Here is a 25,227-nt window from a genome sequence, read left to right as displayed (position 1 = left end):
GTTGAAACATGAGTGCTGTGTTGCCTGCCGTTGAACCTGCCGGACCCGCGCGGACCTCGGGACTGGCCGCGATCTTCGAACACACCCGCTATGTGCTTGGCGAGAACCGCGTCACCGCTTTCGCCTTTGGCCTGCTGGTCGTGATCCTGTTTGCCGCGATCTTCGGCCCTTACATCGTGCCCTACGATCCGCTCGCCAGCGATACCGCCTCGGCCTTGAAGCCGCCGTCGGCGGCGCACTGGTTCGGCACCGATCAGCTGGGCCGCGACATCTTCAGCCGCGTCGTGGTCGCGACGCGTCTCGATACGTTCATCGCTGTCGCCTCTGTCGCGCTTGTATTCCTGATGGGCGGGCTCGCCGGCATCGCCGCCGGCTACTTTGGCGGCTGGACCGACCGCATCGTCGGGCGCGTCGCCGACACTATCATGGCGTTTCCGCTGTTCGTGCTGGCGATGGGCATCGTCGCCGCGCTCGGCAACACCGTGCAGAACATCATCATCGCGACCGCGATCGTGAATTTTCCGCTTTATGCGCGCGTGGCCCGCGCGGAAGCCAATGTCCGACGCAACGCCGGCTTCGTGCAGGCCGCGCGTCTCTCGGGCAATGGCGAGATGCGGATCCTGCTGGTGCACATCCTGCCCAACATCATGCCGATCATGATCGTGCAGATGTCGCTGACCATGGGCTACGCGATCCTCAACGCCGCAGGATTGTCCTTTATCGGGCTCGGCGTGCGGCCGCCGACGGCGGAGTGGGGCATCATGGTTGCCGAGGGGGCGGGCTTCATGGTGTCGGGCGAATGGTGGATCGCGCTGTTTCCGGGGCTGGCGCTGATGATCGCGGTGTTCTGCTTCAACCTGCTCGGCGACGGCCTGCGCGACATCGTCGACCCGCAGCGGAGGACGTGATGGCGGCTTTTGGTGTGGCCCGTTCCGGTGAATTTGAAACCGCAACAAAATCAGTGACATCCCTACTGTGCATGGGGTTGTTTTCGATGTTTTTGTTAGGGAGGCGGTCATGACCGCGCAGCCCCTGCTCGACGTCCACGACCTCACCGTCGAGTTCTCCACCCGACGCGGCATCGTCAAGGCCGTGCAGCACGTCAACATCTCCGTTGCCAAGGGCGAGACGCTCGGCATCGTCGGCGAGTCCGGCTCCGGCAAGTCGGTGACGTCCTATGCGGTGATGCGCATCCTCGACCGGGCGGGGCGGATCGCCGACGGTTCGGTGATGTTCTCCGGCATCGACGTCAAGGCCGCCAGCGAGAACCAGATGCGCGACCTGCGCGGCCGCGAAATCTCGATGATTTTTCAGAACCCGCGCGCGGCGCTCAATCCGATCCGCAAGGTGGGCGACCAGATCGAGGACGTGCTGCGCCAGCACGTGCAGACGTCCTCCAATGACCGCGGCGAGAAAGCCATCGAAGCGCTGGAGCAGGTCAAGATTGCCCGCCCGCGTGAGCGATATCACGCCTATCCGTTCGAACTGTCCGGCGGCATGTGCCAGCGCGTGGTCATCGCGCTGGCGCTCGCCTGCAATCCGCAGCTCCTGATCGCCGATGAGCCGACCACCGGCCTCGACGTCACCACGCAGAAGGCGGTGATGGACCTGGTCGTCGAACTGACCAAACGCCGGAACATGTCGACCATCCTGATCACGCACGACCTGGGACTGGCCGCCGCCTATTGCGACCGCGTGGTGGTGATGGAGAAAGGCCGCGTCGTCGAGACGGCGAAGTCGGCGGATATCTTCGCCAGGCCCGAACACGCCTATACCAAGAAGCTGATGCGCGCGACGCCGCGGCTCGGTGTGTCGTTGCGGGACTTGCTGCCGGAAGAGGAGGGCACTTCCGTCATGGCCGAGCCTGACCCGGCCATCCATCCCTCTTCGCCAGATTCTTCTCCAGCGATGGACCCCCGGGTCAAGCCCGGGGGTGACGATAGTGCAAAACCCCTCCTCACCGTCGAAAAGCTGGTCAAGGAATATCCCCGTCAGGGCGCCACGGCCGTGCTGTCAAAACTGTTCTCCCGCAAGCCGCCGGTGGAAGCCGAAATCTTCCGCGCGGTCGACGGCATCAGCTTCACCGTCGGCCACGGCGAGAGCGTCGGCCTGGTCGGCGAGTCCGGCTGCGGCAAGTCGACGACCTCGATGATGGTGATGCGGCTCCTGGACCAGACTTCCGGCCGCATCGTGTTCGACGGCGACGAGATCGGCGCCATCCTGCCGAATGCCTTTGCCCGGCTGCCGCTGCGCAAAAGCATCCAGATGGTGTTCCAGGATCCGACCGACAGCCTCAACCCGCGCTTCACCGCCGCGCGCGCCATCGCCGATCCGATCATGCAACTCGGCGACATCAGGGGACGTGACGCGCTGCGCGCGCGCTGCGAGGAACTCGCCGGCCTTGTCGGCCTCCCCGTCAATTTGCTCGATCGTTTCCCGCACCAGCTATCCGGCGGCCAGAAGGCCCGCGTCGGCATCGCGCGCGCCATCGCGCTGCATCCAAAACTGGTGATCCTCGACGAGCCGACCGCAGCGCTCGACGTCTCGGTGCAGGCGGTCGTGCTCAATCTGCTGCAGGACCTCAAGGCGTCGATGGGCATGAGCTATTTGTTCGTGTCGCACGATCTGAATGTGGTACGTTTGTTGTGCGATCGTGTCATCGTGATGCGGTCGGGGCGCATCGTCGAACAGGGTTCATCCGAACAGGTGCTCGGCGATCCCCAAGACGCCTATACCAAGGAATTGTTGACGGCGATCCCGCATCCGCCGTTGCCGGTTCACTAGAGCTTGAGTGGGAGTGAAATGGCTGCCGAACCCCTTGATAGTTACATCGACGCTGTTGCGCTGGCGCTGGCGCTGCCGGTCGAGGAAGCCTGGCGCCCCGCCGTGCGGGCAAACCTCGAAGTGTCGCTGAGGCTGGCAAGGCTGGTCGATGAATTCCCGCTGCCGGATGAAACCGAGCCCGCCACCATCTATTCGGCCTGATCGTCATGACCGTAAACACTGATGGGATGTCGGCCCAGCAAATCGCGCAGGCGATAACCGACCGCCAATTCTCCGCGCTCGATGCGACCGAAGCCGCGCTGGCGCGGATCGCTGCCCATGACGGCGTGCTGAATTCCTTCACCGACGTCACCGCTGATCGCGCCCGCACCACGGCCAAGGCGGTCGACGCGAAGATCGCGGCCGGCGAGAAAGTCGGGCCGCTGGCCGGCGTGCCGTTCGCGGTCAAGAACCTGTTCGACGTCAAGGGCCTCTCCACCCGCGCCGGCTCGAAGATCAACCGCGACCTCGCGCCATCGTCGCGCGACGCCACGTTGATCGAGCGGATGGAAGCGGCCGGCGCCGTGCTGGTCGGCGCGCTCAACATGGGCGAATACGCCTACGACTTTACGGGCGAGAACGTGCATGACGGCCCGTCGCGCAATCCGCATGATCCGACCCGGATGACCGGCGGCTCCTCCGGCGGATCGGGCAGCGCGGTCGGCGGCGCGCTGGTGCCGATCGCACTGGGGTCCGACACCAACGGGTCGATCCGGGTGCCGTCGTCGTTCTGCGGCATCTTTGGTTTGAAGCCCACCTACGGCCGGCTGTCGCGCGCGCGCTCGTTTCCTTTCGTCGCCAGTTTCGATCACCTCGGCCCGTTCGCGCGCAATGTCGGCGATCTTGCGCTGGCCTACGATGCGATGCAGGGACCGGATGCCGACGATGCGGCCTGCACCTCGCGCCCGGTCGAACCGGTCACGCCGCTGCTGGCGCAGGGCCTTGCAGGTTTGCGGATTGCGATCGCCGGCGGATATTTTCAGAAGAACGTCTTCCCCGAAGCGGTCGAAGCCGTTTCGCGCATCGCGAAGGCGCTCGATGCCACGCAAACGATCGAAATCCCCGAGGCTGCTCGCGCTCGCGCCGCGGCTTATGTCATCTCCACCACGGAGGGCGCTTCGCTGCATCTCGATCGCCTCCGCACCCGGGCGAACGATTTCGATCCGGCGGTGCGTGATCGCTTGATCGCCGGCGCCATGGTCCCGGCGCCTTTGGTCGACCGCGCGCAGAAATTCCGCCGCTGGTATCGCGCCAAAGTGCTGGAGCTGTTCAAGTCGGTCGACGTGATCATCGCGCCGGCCACGCCCTGCATCGCGCCAAAACTCGGACAGGCGACGTTCGTACTGGACGGCGTCGAACTGCCGGTGCGCGCCAATATCGGCATCCACACCCAGCCGATTTCGTTCATCGGCCTGCCCGTGGTCGCAGTCCCCGTGCCGCTGCAGCCGATGCCGATCGGCGTGCAGATCATCGCCGCACCGTGGCGGGAGGATATCGCGCTGCGCGTGGCGCATGCGCTGGAAAAAATGGGCGCTGCCGCCGCACCGGCCCCGAGAGGAGTGTGATGATGGAGATCGATCTGCCGGACGTGCTGGCCGAGGTGACCGCGCAATTCGCGCGTTACGAAAAGGCGCTGGTGTCGAACGACGTCGCGGTGCTGGGCGAACTGTTCCGCAATGATTCCCGCACGCTGCGCTATGGCATCGGCGAGAATCTCTATGGCTATGAGGCGATTCAGGGCTTTCGCGCCGCGCGCTCGCCGGCCGGGCTGATGCGCCGGACCGACAAGACCGTGATCACGAGCTACGGCCGCGAGACCGCCGTCGCCTCGACGCTGTTCTATCGCGACAACGCGCCGGGCAGGGTCGGGCGGCAGATGCAGACCTGGGTGCGATTTCCTGAAGGGTGGAGGATTGTTGCAGCCCATGTCAGCATGATCGACGAGCCAACGGCATGAGTCTGGAGGATCTACCGCAAACCGTTGTTCGCCGCGTCGACCGGCCGTCACCGCTGCGCGACAAGGTTACGCGCGCGGAAGAATTGCGGCTTCAACTCGCCGACGAGATCGTGCGCGGCGTACTGCCGCCGGGATCGGCGCTCGACGAGACCGACATCGCGCGGCGTTTCTCTGTGTCGCGCACCCCGGTCCGCGAAGCGCTGCGCCAGCTCGTGGCGAGCGGCCTGGTCGAGTCTCGCGCCCATCGCGGCGCCGTCGTGGCGCAGCCTTCGCCCGACCGGCTGAAGGAAATGTTCGAGGCGATGGCCGAACTCGAAGCGCTGTGCGCGTGGTTTGCCGCCGAGCGGATGCCGCCGGCCGATCGCCAGAAGCTCGAGGCGATCCACGAGGAGTTGCGCGTGCTGAGCCACGCCGGCAACCCCGAGCGCTTTCACGAGGTCAACGAACGCTTTCACAACGCGATCTATGCCGGATCTCAGAACGGCTACATCGCCGAGATGACGTTGGCGACGCGGGTGCGCGTGCAGCCGTTCCGCCGCGCCCAGTTCCGCAATCTGGGACGGCTGGCGAAATCGCACGCCGAACACGACCTCGTCGTGGTCGCGATCATGCGCGGCGACAAGAACGGGGCTGCGGCGGCAATGCGCGCGCATATCGAACTGGTGCGCGGGGAATACGAGATTTACGCGGTGTCGGTGTAGGAGTGGGCCGTCGGGGAGTTGTCCCCGTCATTCCGGGGCGCGCGAAGCGCGAACCCGGAATCCAACTCTCCACGCGGAAGGCGCTCATTATAAAATCAATACCGGCTTTGCGGTGACTTGGATTCCGGGCTCGCGCTTCGCGCGCCCCGGAATGACGGCCTAAACCTTTTCGGCCACAAACGCCCGCCAGCCGCCATACGCCGAAATGTCGCGCGCGCCTTCGATCGCCACCGGCTCGACCACGAATCCCTTCACCGCTCTTCCATCCGCCAGCTTCACCGTGCCGATCCCGAGCGGTGGCGGGATCGCGGCGACGAACTTTCCGAACGCTGCCGCCGACAGCGCCCACAATTCCAGCTTGATCGAATTCCCCTTGCCGGTGTCGAGACGCAGCATGCCGGGCTTCGGCGGCACCGTGTCGAGCGCATAAAGTTTGTAGTCCGGCGCGGTCATGGTCGCTTCGAGCAGGCGTGCGCCGAGCGCCTGCAGTTCGCCGTTGAGCGCCATGCCGGAAAGATGCGCGCCGACCACGGCGAGGGTGATTTCATCGCCGCCCACCGTTGCCGGCAACGGCGCGAGCGCGGGCTGCGCGAGCCCTTTGGCTCCCATCTTCAATTTGGTATCGGCATGAAACACGCGGCCGATGCTGGCGAGCGCCGCGTCCCGGCCCGCCGGCGCCAGCAGCGTGATGCCGAACGGAATGCCGTCGGCGCGCATCGCGGCCGGCAGCGCCAGACCGCAGAGATCGAGCAGGTTCACAAAATTGGTGTAGGTGCCGAGCCTGGAGTTGAGCTCGATCGGATTGGCGAGAACCTGCGCCGTGGAGTAGGCGGTTGGCGCGGTCGGTAGCACCATGGCATCGAAATGAGTGAAAACGCGCTCGGCTGTACGCCGCAGCGCCTGCAGCCGATAGAGCGAAGCAAAGGTGTCGGCCGCCGTCAGCCGTGCGCCGGGTGCGGTGATCTCGCGCGTCACGGGATGGATCGAATCCGGCGACGAGGCGAGCAGGTCGCGGATGACGAGGTAGCGCTCGGCGACCCATGGCCCCTCATAGAGCAGCCGCGCGGTCTCGTAAAACGGCTCCAGATCGAATTCCACCAAGGTGGCGCCGAGCGATGTCCAGCGCTCGAGTGCCTCGCCATAGGCTTTCTCCGCGGCGCGGTCGCCGAAGAAGATCAATTGGCCGTCGCGTGGCACGCCGAGCCGGAGTTGTTCGGGGGGCGCCGACATGGCACCCAGCGGCCGGTCGCGCGAATATGGATCGGCGCCGTCGGGGCCCGCCAGCGCCGCCAGCGCGGTCATCGCGTCGTCCACGGTGAGCGAGAACACGGAGATGCAATCCAGCGTTCGGCACGCCGGCACCAGCCCGGCGTTGGAGATCAATCCGAGGCTCGGCTTCAGCCCGACGATGTTGTTGAGCATCGCCGGCACGCGACCCGAGCCCGCCGTGTCGGTGCCGAGCGCGAGCGGCACCAGACCTGCCGAAACCGCGACTGCCGATCCCGAACTCGATCCGCCCGGAACGAGATCGGCGCGGACCGGATTGACGGGAATGCCGTAGGGCGAGCGCACACCGACCAGGCCGGTCGCGAACTGGTCGAGATTGGTCTTGCCGATGATGATGGCGCCGGCCGCGCGTAGTTTTGCGACGGCGGTCGAATCCTGCGTGGGCGAATAGGAGAATGCCGGGCAGGCCGCCGTGGTCGGCATTCCCTGCGCATCGATATTGTCCTTCACCGCGACCGGCACACCATACAACGGAAGCGCCGCCGCATCCTTCGGCGTCAGCGCTTCGGCCTCCGCCATTGCCGCCTTCTCGTCGCGCAGGCTGATGAACACGGCGGGATCGCTGTGGTCGCGAATGCGCTGATAGGAGCGGGCGATGGTTTGCGCCGGGGTCATGGTGCCGGCGCGGTGCGCGGCGACGATGGCGGCAACGGTTTCGGGCGCGTCAGACCCCATGGCGAGCAAAACTCCAGCGAGCAGGATGGTACCTGGAACGTAGCAAGCGATGTGCCATTGTGTACATCAGTCGCGGGAAGGGAAGCGAAACAGTCCCTATACGATTTCAAGCGCTTAGCTTCACTGTTGCCAAGGCGCCTAGCCAAGCTAGCCGGTCCTGTCGGATCTGGATTGCATATTAATTAGGCAGGTCGTTTTGGCCGGCGCGCGTTGCCGGGTTGAGCCGATCTCGCGTAGAGCAAACTGTCTGCCCGACAAAGATGACAAGAGGCAGCGGAGGAAACCGATGACGCCAGCCGCTGCCCCGGGCCGCGACCGATCCGAAACGCTGTTCGCGACGCCTGCGATCATGGCTGACCGCCGGGCCGACGGCAGCATCGTCCTGAAATCAACGACGCCGCTGCGCGAGAGTGCGCGTTGCATCGGCGACTGGCTGGAGCAATGGGCGCGACAGGCGCCCGACCGCATCTTCCTCGCCGACCGCGTTAGTGCCGATGCGCCGTGGTCGACGGTGACGTACAAGGCCGCCCTGAAGCAGGTGCGTTCGGCTGCCGCGTGGATTCTCGCGCAAGGCCTGAGCGCGGCGCGCCCGCTGGTGATCCTGTCCGACAACAGCGTCGAACACGCGCTGTTTGCGCTTGCGGCCCAGCATGTCGGCGTGCCGTCGGCCGCGATCTCGCCGGCCTATTCGCTGATGTCGAAGGACTTCGACAAGCTCAAGAGCATGGTCGCGCTGTTGCAGCCGGGCGCGATCTATGTTTCCGGCACAAAACCTTTCGCGGCGGCGCTGGCGGCGATCCAGCCGCTGCATTCGGCGGCGATCGTCAGCGGCGGTGCTGGCGATGCCGAGGCCGTTTCGTTTCGCAGCATCGCGACCACCCCGGAGACGGCTGACGTCGCAAAGGCCTTTGCCGCGATCACGCCGGATACGATCGCAAAATTCCTGTTCACCTCGGGCTCGACTGGTACGCCGAAAGCCGTGATCAACACCCAGCGCATGCTGACGTCAAGCCAGCAGGCCAAGGCGCAGACCTGGACCTTCCTCGACGACATCGGCGACGATCTTGTGATTCTCGACTGGCTGCCGTGGAGCCACACATTCGGCGCCAACCACAATTTCAACCTGGTGCTGCGCAATGGCGGCACGCTCCATGTCGACGGGGGCAAGCCGGCGCCGGGGCTGTTCGCGACGTCGCTCGCTAACCTGCGCAGCGTGAGACCAACGGTCTATTTCAACGTGCCGCGCGGCTTTGACATGCTGATCACAGCGCTGCGGGGCGAGGAGGAGTTGCGGCATAAATTCTTCGGCGAAGTGAAATTCGCCTTTTATGCCGGCGCAGCGCTGCCGCAAAATCTCTGGGATGCGCTGGAAGAACTCTCGGTCAAGACCGTTGGCCGCGCGCTGCCGATGGTGTCGGCCTGGGGCTCGACCGAAACCTCGCCGCTGGCGACCGATTGCCATTTTCAGGCGCAGCGCTCCGGCAATATCGGGGTGCCGATTCCGGGCACCGAATTGAAGCTGATCCCGTCGGGCGACAAGCTGGAGGTGCGCGTGCGCGGTCCCAACGTGACGCCCGGCTACTGGAAGGCGCCGGAATTGACCGCGCAGGCGTTCGACAGCGAAGGCTTTTATCTGATCGGCGATGCCGTGACCTTCGCCGATCCGGCGCGTCCCGAACTTGGCTTGTTCTTCGACGGTCGCGTCGCAGAAGACTTCAAGCTCAACTCCGGCACCTGGGTCAACGTCGGCACCTTGCGTGTGGCCGGCATCGCCGCGCTGGCGCCGCTGGCGCAGGACATCGTGGTCACAGGCCATGGCGGTGACGAAGTGCGCTTCCTGGTGTTTCCGAACATCGCGGCGTGCCGGGCGCTTGCGGGCCTGCCCGAGAGCGCAGACGTGAAAGATGTGATCGGCCATGACGCGGTTCGAAGCGCGATCGCGCAGGGTCTTGCGAAACTGAAGGCGCAAAGCGGTAACTCGTCCGGGCACGCGACGCGGGCGTTGCTGCTGGCCGAGCCGGCTTCCGTTGATGGCGGCGAGATCACCGACAAGGGTTACATCAACCAGCGCGCGGTGCTGACGCGGCGGGCGCAGGCGGTAGCAACGCTCGATAATGATGCGTCAGCCGAGTGGATCGCCTGCTAGCATTTCGTGCTCCGGACGCAGCGTGTCACGTCGTGCTGCGCTGCGTCCGAAGCAAGAAGATTTACGCACCAACCGGCTGATCGAACTCGATAATAGCCCGCGCCGACAAATTTGTTGCCAAAGCAACTAACTTGTGGAAGCTTCTGTGTCATCGCACGGCCTCCCCATAGAGCAGTCGAACTGCCTCGCCGTGCCGGGAGAAAACGGATGCTTGAGAGGAGCGGCTCATTGGAGCCGAATGCCGGCGCGTACCCGGCCGGACAGAGCGTCGGCGTTGCGCGATCAGGTGCTGCCTTGGCCGGTCACGGCGCCGAGATTTTCGTGCAGCCGCCGCAGCAGGTCGATCAGAACCTCCCGCTCGTCTTTCTTCAGGCAGGACAGCAGCCTCCGCTCGCGTTCGAGCGCGGCGATGATCACCTTGTCGTGGATCGCGCGCCCGCGCGGGGTCAGCGAGATCGCGTGGGTACGGCCGTCGTCAGGTGCGGTGCGGATCGCGACCAGGCCGCGCTTTTGCAGCACGGAAAGATTGCGGCTGACCGGTCCCTTGTCGAAGCCGATCACGCTGCAGATCCGCGAGGCGGGAATGCCGGGCTCGATCGCCAGCAGCGACATGATCCGCCATTCCGTGACGTTGACGCCGAAATTGCGCTGATAAAACACCGTCGCGCTGTTCGACAGCTTGTTGGCAATGAAGGTGATGAATGCCGGAACGTAGCGTTCGAGATCGAGCAACGGGCCGTCGTCGGCGGGGGCGGGCTCCGCCGGAGGCGGCCGACGCGGTTTCCGGCTAACGGGATTCTGGCTCATGTCTCGATCATCGCTGCGGAATTGCGCGCGAGCAATAGGGACTTGGGGCAGGACTTTACAAGGGCAAACTTCGGGAGGTCTCGATGACTTCTATGGACGCCGGTGCCGACCACGTCGCGGCTGTGCCGCATCTGTCGCTCGATCCGTTTTCGATCGAATACTTTGACGATCTGCATCCCAGCCAGGAGCGGCTGCGCGAGGCCGGGCCGCTGGTCTATCTCAACACATGGAAGGTCTACGGTGTCGCGCGTTATGCCGAGGTGCATGCGGTGCTGAACGATCCCGCCACGTTCTGTTCGAGTCGCGGCGTCGGCCTGAGCGATTTTGCCAAGGAGAAACCGTGGCGTCCGCCCAGCCTCATTCTCGAGGCCGATCCGCCGGAGCACACGCGCACCCGCGCGGTGCTGAGCCAGGTGCTGTCGCCGACCGCGCTGAAGCAGGTCCGCGACCGTTTCGCCGCCGCCGCCGCCGCCAAGGTCGACGAATTGCTGGAGCGACAAAGCTTTGATGCCATCGCCGATCTGGCTGAAGCCTATCCGCTGGCGATCTTTCCCGATGCGCTCGGGCTGAAGCAGGAAGGGCGCGAGCATCTGCTGCCCTATGCGGGCGTCGTGTTCAATGCGTTCGGGCCGCCGAACCAGCTGCGGCAGGACGCGATCGAGCGCTCCGCGCCGCATCAGGCCTATGTCGCCGAACAATGTCAGCGCGAGAACCTCGCGCCCAGCGGTTTCGGCGCCTGTATCCATGCGCGCGTCGATGCTGGCGATATCACTGCGGCCGAGGCGCCGCTTTTGGTGCGCTCGCTGCTGTCTGCCGGGCTCGATACGACCGTCAACGGCATCGGTGCGGCGGTCTACTGCCTGGCGCGCTATCCCGAACAATTGGCGCGACTGCGGCAGGATTTGTCGCTGGCGCGCAACGCATTCGAGGAGGCGGTAAGGTTCGAAAGCCCGGTCCAGACGTTCTTCCGCACCACGACGCGAGAGGTCGAGATCGGCGGCCATCGGGTCGGCGAGGGCGAGAAGGTTCTGATGTTCCTCGGCGCCGCCAACCGTGATCCACGGCGCTGGGATAACGCTGACAGCTATGACATCACGCGGCGGACCAGCGGCCATGTCGGCTATGGCTCCGGCATCCACATGTGCGTCGGCCAGCTCGTCGCCCGCCTCGAAGGCGAGACCATGCTGGCGGCGCTGGCGCGCAAGGTCGGGAGCATCGAGATCGCTGGACCGGTGAAGCGCCGCTACAACAACACGCTGCGCGGGCTTGAGAGCCTTCCCGTGACCATCTCGGCGGCCTGACAGGCGCGGCGAGCTATATTCTTAATAATGAAAAAGTTCGAGGGGAGAAATGGTATGAAGAGTTTTGGCCGTCATCTCGCGCTGGCCTTGTCAGGCGCCTTGTCGCTCGCCGGCGCCAACACAGCGCGCGCGGAAATTTCCGACAACGTCGTCCGCGTCGGCGTGCTCAACGACATCTCCGGCATATTTCAGGACACCAACGGCATGGGGTCGGTGGAAGCCGCCCGCATGGCGGCGGAGGATTTCAACGGCGGCGGCAAGGGCATCACGGTCGAGATCGTCTACGCCGATCACCAGAACAAGGCCGACGTCGGGCAGGCGATCGCGCGCAAATGGCTCGATGTCGAAGGCGTCGATGCCATCGTCGACGTGCCGAATTCGGCCGTCGGTCTTTCCATCAATGCGCTGCTGCGGGATTCGCGGATGACGTTCCTGGCGTCGTCCACCGCCAGTTCCGATCTCACCGGAAAAGCCTGTTCGCCCAACACGATCCAGTGGGTCAACGACGCCTGGGCGACGGGCAACACGACGGCGGCGGCGATGATGGCGCGCGGTGGCAAGGACTGGTACTTCGTCACGGTGGATTACGCGCTCGGCAAGGGGATCGAGGCTGAAGCCACAAACTACATCGAGAAGAATGGCGGCAAGATTCTGGGCTCGAGCAAGCATCCGCTCGGCACCTCGGATTTCGCTTCGTTCCTGCTGCAGGCGCAGAACTCGAAGGCCAAGGTGATCGGGTTGGCCAATGCCGGCGGTGATACCATCAACGCGGTCAAGCAGGCCAACGAGTTCGGTATCCAGCAAAGCGGCCAGACCATGGTGGCGTTCCTGCTGTTCGTCAACGACGTCCATGGCATGGGGCTGAAGGTAGCCCAAGGCCTGCAATTGCTCGAAGCCTTCTATTGGGACATGGACGACGACACCCGCGCCTTCGCCAAGCGCTTCGCGTCGCGGCCGGGCATGAACGGCAAGATGCCGAGCGGCAACCAGGCCGGCGTCTATGCGTCGACGCTGGCCTATCTCAACGCCGTGGCGGCCACCGGCAGCGACCATGCGAAAGACGCTGTGCCGCAGATGAAGAAGTTCAAAGGCAAGGACAAGCTGTTCGGCGACGTCGCCATCCGCCAGGACGGCCGCGTCATTCACCCGATGTATCTGTTCGAGGTGAAGAAGCCGGACGAGTCGAAATATCCGTACGACTACTACAAGCTGATCTCGACCATTCCGGCCGATCGGGCGTTCCGCCCGATCGCGGATGGTGGTTGTTCGCTGGTGAAGTAACGCGCGGCCGGCTTCTCCCCGGCTCGCGGAGGCGAGCCGCTATCCCGTCACCTTGCTCGAACCCTGCGTGATCAGTCGCGCGGCGCGCTGGTTGCGGGCGTGGATCCACAGCCAGCTCAGGGCGACGCTGAGGCGGTTGCGCAGGCCGATCAGGAAGTAGATGTGGGCAAGGCCCCAGATCCACCAGGCGAGATTGCCGCGCAGCTTCATCCAGCCGAAATCGATCACCGCCTTCTGCTTGCCGATCTGCGCGAGACTGCCGGCGTGCTTGTAGCGGAACGGCGGCAGCGTGCCGCCCTCCAGGCGCGCCTTGATCAGCGCCGCCACGTAGCGTCCCTGCTGCTTGGCGGCCGGCGCGATGCCCGGCACCGGATGGCCATCGGGGCCGGCGATGGTCACGGTGTCGCCAATCGCAAAGATGTCGGCGTGGCCGGGCACGGTGAGATCAGGCTCGACCTTCAAACGATAGGCGCGGTCGGCGGGCGCGTTCAGCCATTCCGCCGCGCGTGAGGCGCGCACGCCGGCGGCCCAGACGATGGTTCGGGCCTCGAGCTTGTTCCCGCCATAGACGACACCATCGGCGGAGCACTCGGTGACGGGTTTTCCCAGCACCACCTCGACGCCGATTTCCTCCAGCGCGCGCTGCGCGTAGGCCGAAAGGTCCTCGGGAAAACCGGCCAGTACGCGCGGACCGGCTTCGACCAGCACGACACGGGTGTTCTGGGTGTCGATGTTGCGAAAGTCCGGCGGCAGCGTGTCCTTGGCGAGGTCGGCGATGGTGCCGGCCATCTCGACGCCCGTCGGCCCCGCTCCGATGATGACGAACGTCAGCAGTGCCGCGCGCTTCGCGGGATCGGTCTCGCGCTCGGCGCGCTCGAACGCGACCAGGATGCGCCGCCGCAGTGTGGTGGCGTCTTCCAGCGTCTTGAGGCCGGGTGCGAACGGCTCCCATTCGTCGTGGCCGAAATAGGCGTGGCGTGCGCCGGTGGCGAGCACCAGCGTGTCATAGGCGATCGCGTCGCCGTCATCGAGCAGCACGCGCTTGCCCGTGGCATCGAGGCCGCTGACATTGGCGAACAGCGTCGTCACCTCCTCGCGTCCGCGCAGCAGGTAGCGGATCGGCCAGGCGATTTCCGACGTCGCCAGCGACGCAGTCGCGACCTGGTAGAGCAGCGGCTGGAACAGATGATGGTTGCGGCGGTCGATCAGCGTGATCCTGACCGGCGCGCCGGCCAGCCCGAAGGCCGCTTCCAGCCCGCCGAAACCGGCGCCGACGATGACCACATGATGGGGCTGTTTCGGCGCTGCCGACATGGCATGCAATCCCGGTTCTGGATCATTCAACTCAATGGACTATGTAGTCATTTGCGCCCCCTGGTCCAAGGCGCGTTTGTCAATCGGTCGATAGCGAAAGCGTATCACCCGCCGTCCCGTCTTGCCGGAACGAAATATTTTTTCGCCATCCCGCATCCTTTGGCCGATCCCGGACGTCCTTGGGATCGAAATGTGCTGCCTTTGCAGTGCCAACGAGGAGAGCGCAATGAAGCGGACCGTGATACGATACAGGATCAGGCCTGACATGGCCGACAGGAATGCCGAACTGGTCGCGGCGGTGTTTGCAGAGCTGAACGCCGCGCAGCCGGAAGACCTCCGCTACATGTCGCTGCGGCTGGAGGACGATACTTTTATCCATGTCGTCGAGACCACGACTGAGGACGGCGCCAGCCCGTTGCCGAAGCTGAAGGCGTTCGCCGCGTTTCAGAGCGGCATTCGCGAGCGCTGCGTCGAACCTCCGGTGCCCAAAGGCGCCACCGTCGTCGGCACCTATCGCATGCTGGGCGAGAATTGAACCCGCTTGCCGGAGGTGGATCGAGTGCCTGAGCCGAACGCGGGCTGTGACATCGAACGCCTGCTGGTAGCGATGCGGCCAAAGCTGCATCGCTATTGCGTGCGCATGGTCGGCTCGGTCATCGACGGCGAGGACGTGCTGCAGGATGCGCTCGCCAAGGCGATCGAGGCGCATTCTACCGCCGGCCATATCGGCAATCCCGAAGGCTGGCTGTTCCGCATCGCGCACAATGCAGCGCTGGATTTCCTGCGCCGCGCCATGATTTCGGACGACGTGCGGCTCGATCTCGTCAACAAAACCCAGATGCGCGGCAAGGCCGAACTTCACAGCTCTTTCGGCAACTACGCCAAGGTGACCGACTGGCATCTGGTGCCGGGCGTGATGGAGGGGCGTCCCGCCATCCTGGTGTTCGATCCGAGCGGGCGTGACGCAGGACCGAAAGACTTCGTCCTGCTGGGCTGGGTTGCCAGCCGGGTCGCGACCATCCGCGATTTCCGCCATGCGGCGTATGCGATCGACGGCGCGGAATACGCGGTTTGAACCTGCCCCACTGCGACAATAGTTGCCCAAGCAACCGGAACTATAGTTCTTGCCATCCCCGCCATCTACGAAATATGGTGCAGACCGCTGGGCATGAGCCGAAGGTCCAACCCAGGACCGTTGGTTCATGCTTGCCGCTGACCGGGCATTTCGCGCACAAAATACCTCACCTGATAATGAGGCGCGCGGGATACGCGCGGTCGCCCGGTTGACCGGGTCTGGTTCGATAACGAGGAGGGGAGTGATTATGAAAAAGGCATTCTGGCTGGCAGGCGCGGCAGTTCTGGCGCTGGCGCAGCCCGCATCCGCCGGCGACACCATCAAGATCGGCTTTGTCTCGACCTTCAGCGGCCCGACGGCCGTGATCGGCAACGACATGCGCAACTCGTTCGAGCTGGCGCTCGACCATATGGGCCGCAAGATGGGCGGCAAGCCGGTCGAGGTGATCTATGAGGACGATGGCCAGAAGCCTGACGTGGGCAAGCAGAAGACCGAAAAGCTGATCCAGTCCGACAAGGTCGATTTCATCGCCGGCTATATCTGGTCGAACGTGCTGCTGGCTTCGCTGAAGACCGCCGTCGATTCCAAGACCTTCCTGATCTCGGCCAATGCCGGGCCGTCGCAGTTGGCCGGCGAACTCTGCTCGCCCTACGTGTTTTCGACCTCCTGGCAGAACGACCAGACGCCGCAGGCGATGGGCCAGTACATGAACCAGAAGGGCGTCAAGTCGGTGTTCCTGATCGGCCCGAACTACGCGGCCGGCAAGGACATGCTGGCGGGCCTCAAGAGCACGTTCAAGGGCCAGGTCGTGGGCGAGGAATACACGGTGTGGCCGAGCCAGCTCGACTTCTCCGCCGAACTCACCAAGGCCAAGAACTCCAAGGCCGAGTCGATCTTCGTGTTCTATCCGGGCGCGGCCGGCGTCCAGTTCCTCAACCAGTATGCCCAGGCCGGCCTCAAGGCGCAGATGCCGCTCTATACGGCGTTCACCGTCGACGAATTGTCGCTGCCGCTGCAGAAGGAAAACGCGATCGGGATTCCCGGCGCGCAGCAATGGGTCAACGACCTGCCAAACGCTGAGAACAAGAAGTTCGTCGAGGACTACCGCAAGAAATATCCCGGCCTGCGTCCGACCTATTACGGTGCGCAGTCCTATGACGCCGCGCAACTCATCAACAGCGCAGTGGTTGCCGTGAAGGGCGACACGGCGAAGAAGGACGAGATGAAGGCCGAGATGGAAAAGGCCAACTTCAAGTCGGTGCGCGGGGCGTTCAGATACGGCAAGAACCACATTCCGATCCAGAATTTCTACCTGCAGGACGTCGTCAAGGACGCCGACGGCCAGCTCTCGCTGAAGACGGTCGCGACCATCGTCAAGGACGACCAGGACCGCTTCGCCGACAAGTGCCCGATGAAGTGATGGTTGGCATGGCCGGTGCTGATGGTTGGCACGGCCGGTGCATGATGTCGCGAACGCGCCCTCGGGCTTGACCCGGAGGCAGTTTGCGGCAGATCATCCGCCCAACAGCAAAAATGGCGGCGGCGCAGATGTGCTGCCGCTGTTTTGTTAGGTCCAGAGTTTTAGATTCATGCTCGTCCTCGTAGAACAATCGCTGAACGGCCTCCAGTTCGGACTGTTGCTGTTTTTGCTGGCCGCCGGGCTGACGCTGGTGTTCGGCATCATGGATTTCGTCAATCTGGCGCACGGCTCGCTCTACATGATGGGCGCCTATTTCGCCGCGACGTTCGTGGCCTGGACCAACAGTTTCGTGCTCGGCATCCTGCTGGCGCTCGGCGCCACATTGTTGTTGGGCATTGCGCTCGAATTCATCGCGCTCCGGCATCTCTACGGCCGCGACCATCTTGACCAGGTGCTGGCGACCTTCGGGCTGATCCTGTTCTTCAACGATGCGGTGCGGCTGATCTGGGGGCCGGCCGGCTTGTCGCTGCCGCTGCCGGCCTGGCTGACGGTACCGGTGCAGATCGTCCCCGGCGTGTCCTATCCGGCCTATCGGTTGTCGATCATCGCGGTCGCGCTCGCGGTCGCTGCATTGCTTTATCTCGTCGTCATGCGCACCCGCGTCGGCATGCTGATCCGCGCCGGTGCCTCCAACCGCGAAATGATCGGCGCGCTCGGCATCAACATCAAGCTCTTGTTCACGCTGGTATTCGGGCTCGGCGCCGCACTCGCCGGCCTCGCCGGGCTGATGCAGGCGCCGATCCTCACGGTGCAGATCGGTATGGGAGAGAACATCCTGATTCTCGCCTTCGTCATCATCGTGATCGGCGGTATCGGCTCGATCCGCGGCGCGTTCCTGGCCGCGATCTTCGTCGGCATGATCGATACGCTCGGCCGCGCCTTCCTGCCGGATCTCTTGCGCATGGCGCTGAGTTCTTCCGCCGCCTCCACCGCCGCCCCCGCATTGTCCTCGATGCTGATCTATCTGCTGATGGCGATCGTGCTTGTCGTGCGGCCGGAGGGGCTGTTTCCGGCCGCCAAGCGATGAAATCCCGCATCAACGTTAGCAACGCCGTCGTGGCGCTCGTCGTGCTTGGCCTCACGCTGCTGCCGGTCTATTCAGCGCTGTCAGGCAACATCTTCATCCTGACGCTGTTCACCCGCATCGTCATCTTCGCGCTCGCCGCCGCGAGCCTCAACCTCATCATGGGTTATGGCGGCATGATGAGTTTCGGCCATGCCGCCTATCTCGGCATCGGCGGCTATGCGGTCGGAATCCTCGCGTTCGAAGGCATCGGCTCCGGCTTCATCCAGTGGCCGGTCGCGCTTTTGGCATCGGCGCTGTACGCGCTGGTGATCGGCGCGCTGTCGCTCCGCACCCGCGGCGTCTATTTCATCATGATCACGCTCGCCTTTGCGCAGATGGCTTATTACATCGCCTCGGGCATGTCGCGCTATGGCGGCGACGACGGGCTGACGATCTACAAGCGCAGCAATTTCGGCGGCCTGATCGACCTGTCGAACCGCGTGCAGTTCTACTATTTGTGCCTCGGCTGCCTGTTCGGCGGTATCTATCTGATCTGGCGCATCATCAATTCGCGGTTCGGCATGGTGGTGCAGGGCATCCGTTCCAACGAGCAGCGCATGCAGGCGATCGGCTATCATGCCAACCGGTACCGCCTTGTCTGTTTCGTCATCTCGGGCACCATCTGCGGCCTCGCCGGCGCGTTGCTGGCCAACAATACCGACTTTGTCAGCCCGGCCGGCATGTACTGGACCCGCTCCGGCGAGCTGATGGTGATGGTGGTGTTCGGCGGCATGGGTTCGCTGTTCGGTCCCGTCATCGGAACCATCGCGTTCTTACTGCTGGAAGAGCTGTTGTCGCAGTTCACGGAATACTGGGCGCTGATCATGGGTCCATTGTTGCTGCTGATCGTGCTGTTCGCGCGCGGCGGCATCATGGGTTTGCTGGGGAGGTTTGGCCGTGGCTGATCCAATGCTCCGCGTTGAAAAGCTGGTCCGCAGCTTTGGCGGCATCAAGGCGACCGACAATCTGTCGCTCGATGTCGGGGCGGGCGAGCTGCACGCCATCATCGGCCCCAACGGCGCCGGCAAGACCACGCTGATCAGCCAGTTGACCGGGCAGTTGATGCCGAACTCCGGCACGATTCATTTCGGCGGCCGTGACGTCACCTGGCTGCCGTCCTACCAGCGCAGTCGGCTCGGCCTGGCGCGCTCGTTCCAGATCACCTGCCTGCTGCCGGACTTTTCCGCGGCCGACAATGTTGCGCTGGCCGCACAGGCGCATGATGGTCACTCGTTCCGCTTCTGGGGCGCGGCCCGCCAGGAAAAGCACCTGCGCGATGCAGCGCAGGCCGCGCTGGCGCGCGTGGGGCTTGCGAAGCGCGCCAATGTGCCGGTATCCGAGCTCAGCCATGGCGAACAGCGCGAACTCGAGCTCGCGGTTGCGCTCGCCACAAAACCGCAATTGCTGCTGCTCGATGAGCCGATGGCCGGCCTCGGCGTCACCGAATCCGCGCGCATGGTGGCGCTGCTGAAAGAGCTGCGGAAGGAAGTCACGATCGTCCTGGTCGAGCACGACATGGAGGCGGTGTTCGCGCTGGCCGACCGTATCACCGTGCTGGTCTATGGCCGCGTGATCGCGTCCGGCGATCCCGACGCCATCCGGAACAACGAGGAAGTCAAGCGTGCCTATCTCGGCGACCAGCATGTGGTGGTCGGTCATGGCTGAAACGCTGCTGGAAATCGACGGCATCGAAACCTGCTACGGCCTCAGCCAGGTGCTGTTCGGCCTGTCGCTTAAAGTTCAATCCGGCGAAATGGTCGCCCTGATGGGCCGTAACGGCATGGGCAAGACCACGACCATCCGCTCGATCATGGGCATGACGCCGGCCCGCGCCGGCAAGGTCCGTTTCGCGGGCGAGGAAGTGCGCAGCCTGCCGTCATACAGAATCGCAAAACTCGGCATCGGCCTGGTGCCGGAAGGCCGCCAGATCTTTCCGAACCTGACCGTCTACGAAAACCTGGTCGCAGCCTCCGGCAACCGCCTCGGCAATCCCGACCCCTGGACCATCGACAAGATTCACGCGCTGTTTCCGCGGCTGGCCGAGCGCAACGGCAACATGGGCGTGACGCTGTCGGGCGGCGAGCAGCAGATGCTGGCGATCGGCCGCGCGCTGATGACCAATCCCAAGCTGTTGATCCTCGATGAAGCCACCGAAGGCCTCGCGCCGCTGATCCGCGAGGAAATCTGGAGCTGCCTCTCGATGCTGAAGGGCAGGGGGCAATCGGTGCTCGTCATCGACAAGAACGTCGCCAACCTCTCCAAGATCGCCGACCGCCACTACATTATCGAGCGCGGTCGGACGGTGTGGAGCGGGACGAGCGAGCAGCTGATCGCGGAGCCGGATCTGCAGCATCGGTATTTGGGTATCTGAGAAAATTCCGCTGGTGGTCGAGGTTCGCGGCGAAAGGCGAGTGGCGCGGCTGCGTTAAGTTCGCGGCCCGTTGCCGCCGCATCGGGCGAGTCCATCCGACAATCCCGTGATTGTACGGAACACGAAATTAACGTTGATTTAGGCGCCGATGCTCAGGGTGACGAGGTGCCGTTTTGCTGGGGACCTCGATGTTTCGCCGTAAGCCCGATTCCGATTCGTTGGCTCTGCTCGCTACCAAAGCGATCAGCGCGAATGTCATGATCGCCGATACCGACCTCAACATCGTTTACATGAACGACGCGGTGAGGAAGCTGCTGCGGGAGGCCGAGGCCGACCTGAAGAAGGACTTGCCGAAATTCAACGTCGATACCCTGATCGGGACCAATATCGATGTCTTCCACAAGAACCCGAGCCATCAGCGGCAGATGCTGAAGTCGCTCAGTTCGGTGCATCGGGCGACCATCAAGATCGGGAAATGGAGCTTCGATCTGATGGCGACGCCGCTGAAGAAGGCGGATGGCAGCAGTGCCGGCACGGTTGTCGAATGGGCCGACGCCAGTATTCGCCTGCAGAACTCGGACTTCGCCGGTCAGGTCGCCGCTGCCAAGCGGTCGCAGGCGGTGATCGAATTCAGGCTCGACGGCACCATCGTCGACGCCAACGAAAACTTCCTGAAAGCGCTCGGCTATTCGCTCGCCGAAATCCAGGGCAAGCATCACAGCATGTTCGTCGAACAAAAGGAGCGCGACAGTGCCGCCTACCGGGAGTTCTGGGCAGCGCTGAACCGGGGCGAGTACCAGGCGGCCGAGTACAAGCGGATCGGCAAGGGCGGCAGGGAGGTCTGGATCCAGGCGTCGTACAATCCGATCCTCGATGACAAGGGCAAGCCGGTCAAAGTCGTCAAGTTCGCCATCGACGTCACCGAGCAAAAATTACGCAATGCCGACCTGTCGGGCCAGATCGATGCGATCGGAAAATCGCAGGCCGTCATCGAGTTCAATCTCGATGGCTCGATCATCACCGCCAATCGCAATTTTCAGCAGGCTCTCGGCTATTCGCTCGCCGAGATCGCGGGCCGGCACCACAGCATGTTCGTGGCGCCGGACGAGCGGGACAGCCCGACTTACCGCGAATTCTGGGCGGCGCTGAACCGGGGCGAGTTCCAGACCGGTGAATACAAGCGGATCGGCAAGGGCGGCAAGGAGGTCTGGATCCAGGCATCCTACAATCCGATCCTCGATCTCAACGGCAAGCCGTTCAAGGTCGTGAAATATGCCAGCGACATCACCCGGCAAGTGCTGGTTCGAATGGGCAATGAGCGCGTTCGCGGCATGATGGAATCGGTCGCCGCAGGCGCAGAGGAGCTGAACGCCTCGGTACGCGAGATTTCCGAGGCGATGGTCAAGTCGAAGGAGACCGCGGTAGGCGCAGCCGATCGGGTCGCTTCCGCCGATTCGCAGGCCAAGCGGCTCAGTGACGCCACGCAGGCCATGAGTGGCATCGTCGAGATGATCGGCGACATCACCGGTCAGATCAATCTGCTGGCGCTGAATGCGACGATCGAATCGGCGCGGGCGGGCGAGGCCGGCAGGGGCTTTGCCGTCGTCGCGGCGGAAGTCAAGAACCTCGCCAATCAGGCCAAGCAGGCCACCGACAAGATCGGCACGGAGATCGGCGGCTTGAATTCGATATCCGACGAGGTCGTGAGCGCGCTGAACGAAATAAGGACGGAAATCCAGAACGTTTGCGAATATGTCACGTCCACGGCCGCAGCGGTGGAGGAGCAGAGCACCGTTACCTCTGAAATGTCGTCGAGCATGCAGCGGGCCGCCGCGGAGGCGTCGGCGATCGCTGGCGGCGCGGGCTAATCGCTCAAAACATCTCGAAATATTCGCGGTGCTCCCAGTCCGATACCTCGGCCTGGAATCGCTCGATCTCCGCGTTCTTGATGTGGACGTAATAATCCACGAACTCCGCGCCCAATGCCTGCCGGAAGAAGGGATCGTCGTTCAGCGCGAACACCGCCTCGCGCAGGCTCTTCGGCAGCAGCGCCGCTTTGGTCTCGTAAGGCGTGTCCGCCGACGGCCCGGGATCGAGCTTGCGGTCGACGCCGTCGAGTCCGGAGAGAATCTGCGAAGCCATGTAGAGATAGGGGTTGGCGGCCGGCTCGCCGATGCGGTTTTCCAGCCGCGTGGCGGGGTCACCAGGGCCGCCGAGGACGCGGATCATGACGCCGCGGTTGTCGCGACCCCAGATCGCGCGGTCCGGCGCCAGCGAATAGGAGCGGTAGCGCTTATAGCCGTTGATGGTCGGCGTGGTGAATACGGTGGAGGCGCGGGCGTGCGCCAGCAGTCCGGCGAGATAGAAACGGCCAAACGGGCTCAGCGCTTCGCCGCCATCCTTGGCCATGAAGGCGTTCTCGCCGCCCGCGCGCGAGACGATCGATTGGTGCAGGTGCCAGCCGGAAGCAAACACGTTCGGCAGTTTCGGCCGGCACATGAAGGTGGCGTGAAAACCGTGGCGCCGCGCGATCTGCTTCACGGCTGACCGAAACAGCACCATGTTGTCGGCGGGCGTCAGCCCCCTAGTCGGCGCAAAGGTGAATTCGCACTGGCTCGGGCCAAACTCGACCTCGACCGATCGCAACGGCAGGCCGAGCGCCAGCACGTCGCGGCGGATGATTTCAAGCGCCGGCTCCATCTGATCGTAGCGCTGCTCGGTCAGGTATTGATAGCCGTGCGACAGCAGGCTGACCGAAGGCGGCCGCCCGGGCTGGCCGGCATCTTCGGGCGCCATGTGCGCGTCATCGAGCTTGAAGAGGTGGAATTCGACCTCGAGCCCCGCAACGAAATCGTAGCCGCGGCTGCCGAGTTGATCGATCACTTTGCGATAGAGGTTGCGCGTGGCGAACGGCACCGGGCGGCCGTCGTTGAAATGCAGGTCGCACAGCAGCCAGCCGGTGGTCGGCGCCCAAGGCAGTACACGAAACGTCGAGGGATCCGCGACCATCAGCACGTCGGCGGCACCCTCCATTTCCTTCATGCCGAAGCCGCCGCCGGCCGTAAACACCGGGAACACCGTCTTGTGCGAGGTATCCTTGGCCAGCATGGTCGTGGTGATGGAGCAGCCGCTTTCCAGCGACTCCAATGCTTCGCTGGCGACCAGTGTCTTGCCGCGCAGGATGCCGTGCTGGTCGGGGAAGGAGAGGCGAATGACTTCGAGGTTTTTCTCTTCGACGATCTTGCGCAGCTGGCTGGCGGCTTCCTGCTGTTCTTTCGACCACAGGCCGTGACGTTCGACGAAACTCAACGCGCTGCTCCCACGCCGTTGTGAGGAAAGCGGTGCGCGTTACTCCCTCTCCCCGTTCTTTGCGGGGAGAGGGGCGGGGTGAGGGGCTCTCTCTGCGCGGTTGATGCCAGTCGATGGACCTGTACCCCCTCACCCGGATCGCAAGCGCGATCCGACCTCTCCCCGCAAGCGGGGCGAGGTAAAGCCCGCACCGTCGGTCGGAAGAAGAACATCACTCCGCCGCCGACAGATGCCGGATCTTGCCGGCGATCTCGCTCGGCACCGGCGCGGCCCAAGGCGCGCCGCGGCGGCGTTTGACGTCGACTTCCATCCAGAAGATTTCCCACCCCTGCGTCGGGCCGATCCCGTCCATGGTCGCCGGGCCCTGAATGCTGCGCGCATGTGCGGCATCCAGGAACAGCATCGGCTTCTCGCCGCCGGAAGCCTTTTCGATCTCCTGCCGCAGCAGGCGGCGGTATTGCACGATCGCCTTGTCCGAGGTGCCGAGGTGCTCGTTGGTGCGGTCCTGGATCGCACCCATCGATTCCACCGCCCACTGGTCGTGCACGTTGATGTCGGCGCCCATGCCGGTATAGGTGGCGGTCGCCTGTTCGTGCGGATCGAATCCGTAATCGTTGCTCTTGTTCTTGCGCGATGTGTAGTCCGGCAGCTCGTACAGTTCGAGCCGCTGGTCGCGCATCTTCTTCTTGTCGACCGGCGCCGTATAGCTGGTGAAGATCGCGTACCAGTAGCAGTTCTCGTCATCGACCGGCACGTGCCACTGCGTGATCGTCATCTCCGTGCTCATCGGAATCACGAAGCCATGCGGGAATAATTGATTGGTGACGCGCACATGCGTCCGCTCTTCGTCCAGCTCGCGCAGCGCGATCAGCCGCAGGCCGTATTCGGTGTGCTCGACATTGATGATCGGGTTGTCGTATTCGCGCAAAATCTTCGTCATCGGCATGTCGCTGCCGGCAGACGCGCCGCGGAACTGTTTTCCGTAAGCGGTGGACGTATCCTCGTCCTCGAAGAAGCGATGCAGGAACGAGGCGTGCGCCGGGTCGATGCCGACTTCCAGCGCCTGCAGCCAGTTGCAGTTCATGTGGCCCTTGAATGCGAACGTGTGGCTATCGGGCGCGACAAAGCAGTCGATCTCCGGAAACGCCGGCGGCTCGCCTTCGCCGAGATAGGCCCAGAGGATGCCGCCCTTCTCCACTACGGGATAGGAGCGCTGCCGGATGCCCTGGCACAGGTTCGAATCCTTCGGCTCCGCGGGCGTTTCCAGGCACTGGCCGGACACGTCGAACAGCCAGCCATGGAAGGAACAGCGCAGCCCGCCGTTCTCCAGCCGGCCGAAGGCGAGGTCAGCGCCGCGATGCGCGCAGTGGCGGTCGATCAGGCCGTAGCGGCCTTGCTCGTCGCGGAACAGAACGAGGTTCTCGCCCAGCAGTCTGACCGGGCGTACCGGCCGCGGCCCCTGCAACTCGTCGACCAGCGCCGCCGGTTGCCAGTACATCCGCATCAGCTTGCCGCACGGGTCCTTGCGCCCGGTGCGGGTGATCAGGTCGTTGGCTTCCTGGCTCATCATGGCGACGGTCTCCGTGAGTTTGTTCGCCTATTGAACTTCTGTGCGATTTTAACGTAGGCTGTTT

Annotated in this window: 22 protein-coding genes; 17 read left to right on the top strand and 5 right to left on the bottom strand. The window is 64.1% G+C overall.

The features are described 5' to 3' along the window. Positions 1-8 precede the first annotated feature (8 nt). The 6 genes from QUH67_RS33795 (at position 9) to QUH67_RS33770 (ending at position 5,481) form a co-directional block, all read left to right on the top strand. Entirely contained in the window at positions 9-908 is a 900-nt protein-coding gene (locus QUH67_RS33795) for an ABC transporter permease (protein ID WP_300944321.1), read from the top strand. Between the two features lie 109 nt (positions 909-1,017). Further along, on the top strand, positions 1,018-2,784 hold the full coding sequence (locus tag QUH67_RS33790) for a dipeptide ABC transporter ATP-binding protein (RefSeq protein WP_300944320.1): 1,767 nt from the start codon (positions 1,018-1,020) through the stop codon (positions 2,782-2,784). Between the two features lie 18 nt (positions 2,785-2,802). Then, positions 2,803-2,985 (top strand): DUF4089 domain-containing protein, encoded by a 183-nt coding sequence (locus QUH67_RS33785; RefSeq protein ID WP_300944318.1) that lies wholly within the window; start codon positions 2,803-2,805, stop codon positions 2,983-2,985. Positions 2,986-3,011: 26 nt separating this feature from the next. Continuing rightward, positions 3,012-4,388: an AtzE family amidohydrolase gene (locus QUH67_RS33780; RefSeq protein WP_407080498.1), complete on the top strand. Its 1,377-nt coding sequence runs from the start codon at positions 3,012-3,014 to the stop codon at positions 4,386-4,388. A 2-nt stretch (positions 4,389-4,390) separates the two neighbouring features. Continuing rightward, positions 4,391-4,780, top strand: a complete 390-nt coding sequence (gene hpxZ, locus QUH67_RS33775; protein ID WP_300948270.1) for an oxalurate catabolism protein HpxZ — start codon at positions 4,391-4,393, stop codon at positions 4,778-4,780. Next, entirely contained in the window at positions 4,777-5,481 is a 705-nt protein-coding gene (locus QUH67_RS33770) for a GntR family transcriptional regulator (protein ID WP_300944314.1), read from the top strand. Before hpxZ ends, QUH67_RS33770 begins: the two co-directional genes overlap by 4 nt. Before the next feature lie 159 nt (positions 5,482-5,640). Here QUH67_RS33770 and atzF read toward each other — a convergent pair whose 3' ends face one another. Beyond that, entirely contained in the window at positions 5,641-7,443 is a 1,803-nt protein-coding gene (gene atzF / locus QUH67_RS33765; RefSeq protein WP_300944312.1) for an allophanate hydrolase, read from the bottom strand. 286 nt (positions 7,444-7,729) lie between these two features. Between atzF and QUH67_RS33760 the strand changes: the two genes are divergently transcribed. Further along, positions 7,730-9,589 (top strand): feruloyl-CoA synthase, encoded by a 1,860-nt coding sequence (locus tag QUH67_RS33760; RefSeq protein ID WP_300944310.1) that lies wholly within the window; start codon positions 7,730-7,732, stop codon positions 9,587-9,589. Between the two features lie 282 nt (positions 9,590-9,871). On the opposite strand, the gene QUH67_RS33755 is transcribed toward QUH67_RS33760, so the two are convergent. Continuing rightward, the gene (locus QUH67_RS33755) at positions 9,872-10,396 is read right to left on the bottom strand and encodes a MarR family winged helix-turn-helix transcriptional regulator (RefSeq protein WP_300944308.1); all 525 of its coding nucleotides are present in this window, start codon (positions 10,394-10,396) and stop codon (positions 9,872-9,874) included. A gap of 83 nt (positions 10,397-10,479) precedes the next feature. Here QUH67_RS33755 and QUH67_RS33750 point away from each other — a divergent pair, with 83 nt between their 5' ends. Then, positions 10,480-11,697, top strand: a complete 1,218-nt coding sequence (locus QUH67_RS33750; protein WP_300944306.1) for a cytochrome P450 — start codon at positions 10,480-10,482, stop codon at positions 11,695-11,697. A gap of 54 nt (positions 11,698-11,751) precedes the next feature. Then, positions 11,752-12,978: an ABC transporter substrate-binding protein gene (locus QUH67_RS33745; protein ID WP_300944304.1), complete on the top strand. Its 1,227-nt coding sequence runs from the start codon at positions 11,752-11,754 to the stop codon at positions 12,976-12,978. Between the two features lie 39 nt (positions 12,979-13,017). On the opposite strand, the gene QUH67_RS33740 is transcribed toward QUH67_RS33745, so the two are convergent. Next, positions 13,018-14,292 carry an NAD(P)/FAD-dependent oxidoreductase gene (locus QUH67_RS33740; protein ID WP_300944302.1) on the bottom strand — a complete coding sequence of 425 codons (1,275 nt, stop codon included), beginning with the start codon at positions 14,290-14,292 and terminating at the stop codon, positions 13,018-13,020. Positions 14,293-14,518: 226 nt separating this feature from the next. Between QUH67_RS33740 and QUH67_RS33735 the strand changes: the two genes are divergently transcribed. From QUH67_RS33735 to QUH67_RS33700, 8 genes are all read left to right on the top strand, one after another. After that, complete coding sequence (locus QUH67_RS33735) at positions 14,519-14,827, top strand: hypothetical protein (RefSeq protein WP_300944300.1); 309 nt, start codon at positions 14,519-14,521, stop codon at positions 14,825-14,827. Between the two features lie 72 nt (positions 14,828-14,899). Continuing rightward, positions 14,900-15,367: an RNA polymerase sigma factor gene (locus QUH67_RS33730; RefSeq protein WP_300948269.1), complete on the top strand. Its 468-nt coding sequence runs from the start codon at positions 14,900-14,902 to the stop codon at positions 15,365-15,367. 247 nt (positions 15,368-15,614) lie between these two features. Beyond that, positions 15,615-16,787 (top strand): ABC transporter substrate-binding protein, encoded by a 1,173-nt coding sequence (locus tag QUH67_RS33725; protein ID WP_300944298.1) that lies wholly within the window; start codon positions 15,615-15,617, stop codon positions 16,785-16,787. Positions 16,788-16,956: 169 nt separating this feature from the next. Then, on the top strand, positions 16,957-17,874 hold the full coding sequence (locus QUH67_RS33720) for a branched-chain amino acid ABC transporter permease (RefSeq protein ID WP_300944296.1): 918 nt from the start codon (positions 16,957-16,959) through the stop codon (positions 17,872-17,874). Further along, complete coding sequence (locus tag QUH67_RS33715; RefSeq protein WP_300944294.1) at positions 17,871-18,818, top strand: branched-chain amino acid ABC transporter permease; 948 nt, start codon at positions 17,871-17,873, stop codon at positions 18,816-18,818. The genes QUH67_RS33720 and QUH67_RS33715 overlap by 4 nt, the downstream gene beginning before the upstream one ends. Beyond that, a complete protein-coding gene (locus tag QUH67_RS33710; protein WP_300944292.1) occupies positions 18,811-19,578 on the top strand; it encodes an ABC transporter ATP-binding protein in 768 nt (255 codons plus the stop codon). The genes QUH67_RS33715 and QUH67_RS33710 overlap by 8 nt, the downstream gene beginning before the upstream one ends. Beyond that, on the top strand, positions 19,571-20,284 hold the full coding sequence (locus QUH67_RS33705) for an ABC transporter ATP-binding protein (RefSeq protein ID WP_300944290.1): 714 nt from the start codon (positions 19,571-19,573) through the stop codon (positions 20,282-20,284). Before QUH67_RS33710 ends, QUH67_RS33705 begins: the two co-directional genes overlap by 8 nt. A 188-nt stretch (positions 20,285-20,472) precedes the next feature. After that, a complete protein-coding gene (locus tag QUH67_RS33700) occupies positions 20,473-22,152 on the top strand; it encodes a methyl-accepting chemotaxis protein (RefSeq protein ID WP_300944288.1) in 1,680 nt (559 codons plus the stop codon). A gap of 4 nt (positions 22,153-22,156) precedes the next feature. On the opposite strand, the gene QUH67_RS33695 is transcribed toward QUH67_RS33700, so the two are convergent. Together QUH67_RS33695 and QUH67_RS33690 are read right to left on the bottom strand one after the other, a co-directional pair. Further along, on the bottom strand, positions 22,157-23,593 hold the full coding sequence (locus QUH67_RS33695) for a glutamine synthetase family protein (protein ID WP_300944286.1): 1,437 nt from the start codon (positions 23,591-23,593) through the stop codon (positions 22,157-22,159). 211 nt (positions 23,594-23,804) lie between these two features. After that, on the bottom strand, positions 23,805-25,163 hold the full coding sequence (locus QUH67_RS33690) for an aromatic ring-hydroxylating dioxygenase subunit alpha (RefSeq protein ID WP_300944285.1): 1,359 nt from the start codon (positions 25,161-25,163) through the stop codon (positions 23,805-23,807). Between the last annotated feature and the right edge of the window lie 64 nt (positions 25,164-25,227).

This window comes from Bradyrhizobium roseum (assembly GCF_030413175.1).
Taxonomy (GTDB): Bacteria; Pseudomonadota; Alphaproteobacteria; order Rhizobiales; family Xanthobacteraceae; genus Bradyrhizobium; species Bradyrhizobium roseum.
Note: the sequence above shows the minus strand (reverse complement) of the source record. Positions and strands in the feature narration are given on the sequence as shown.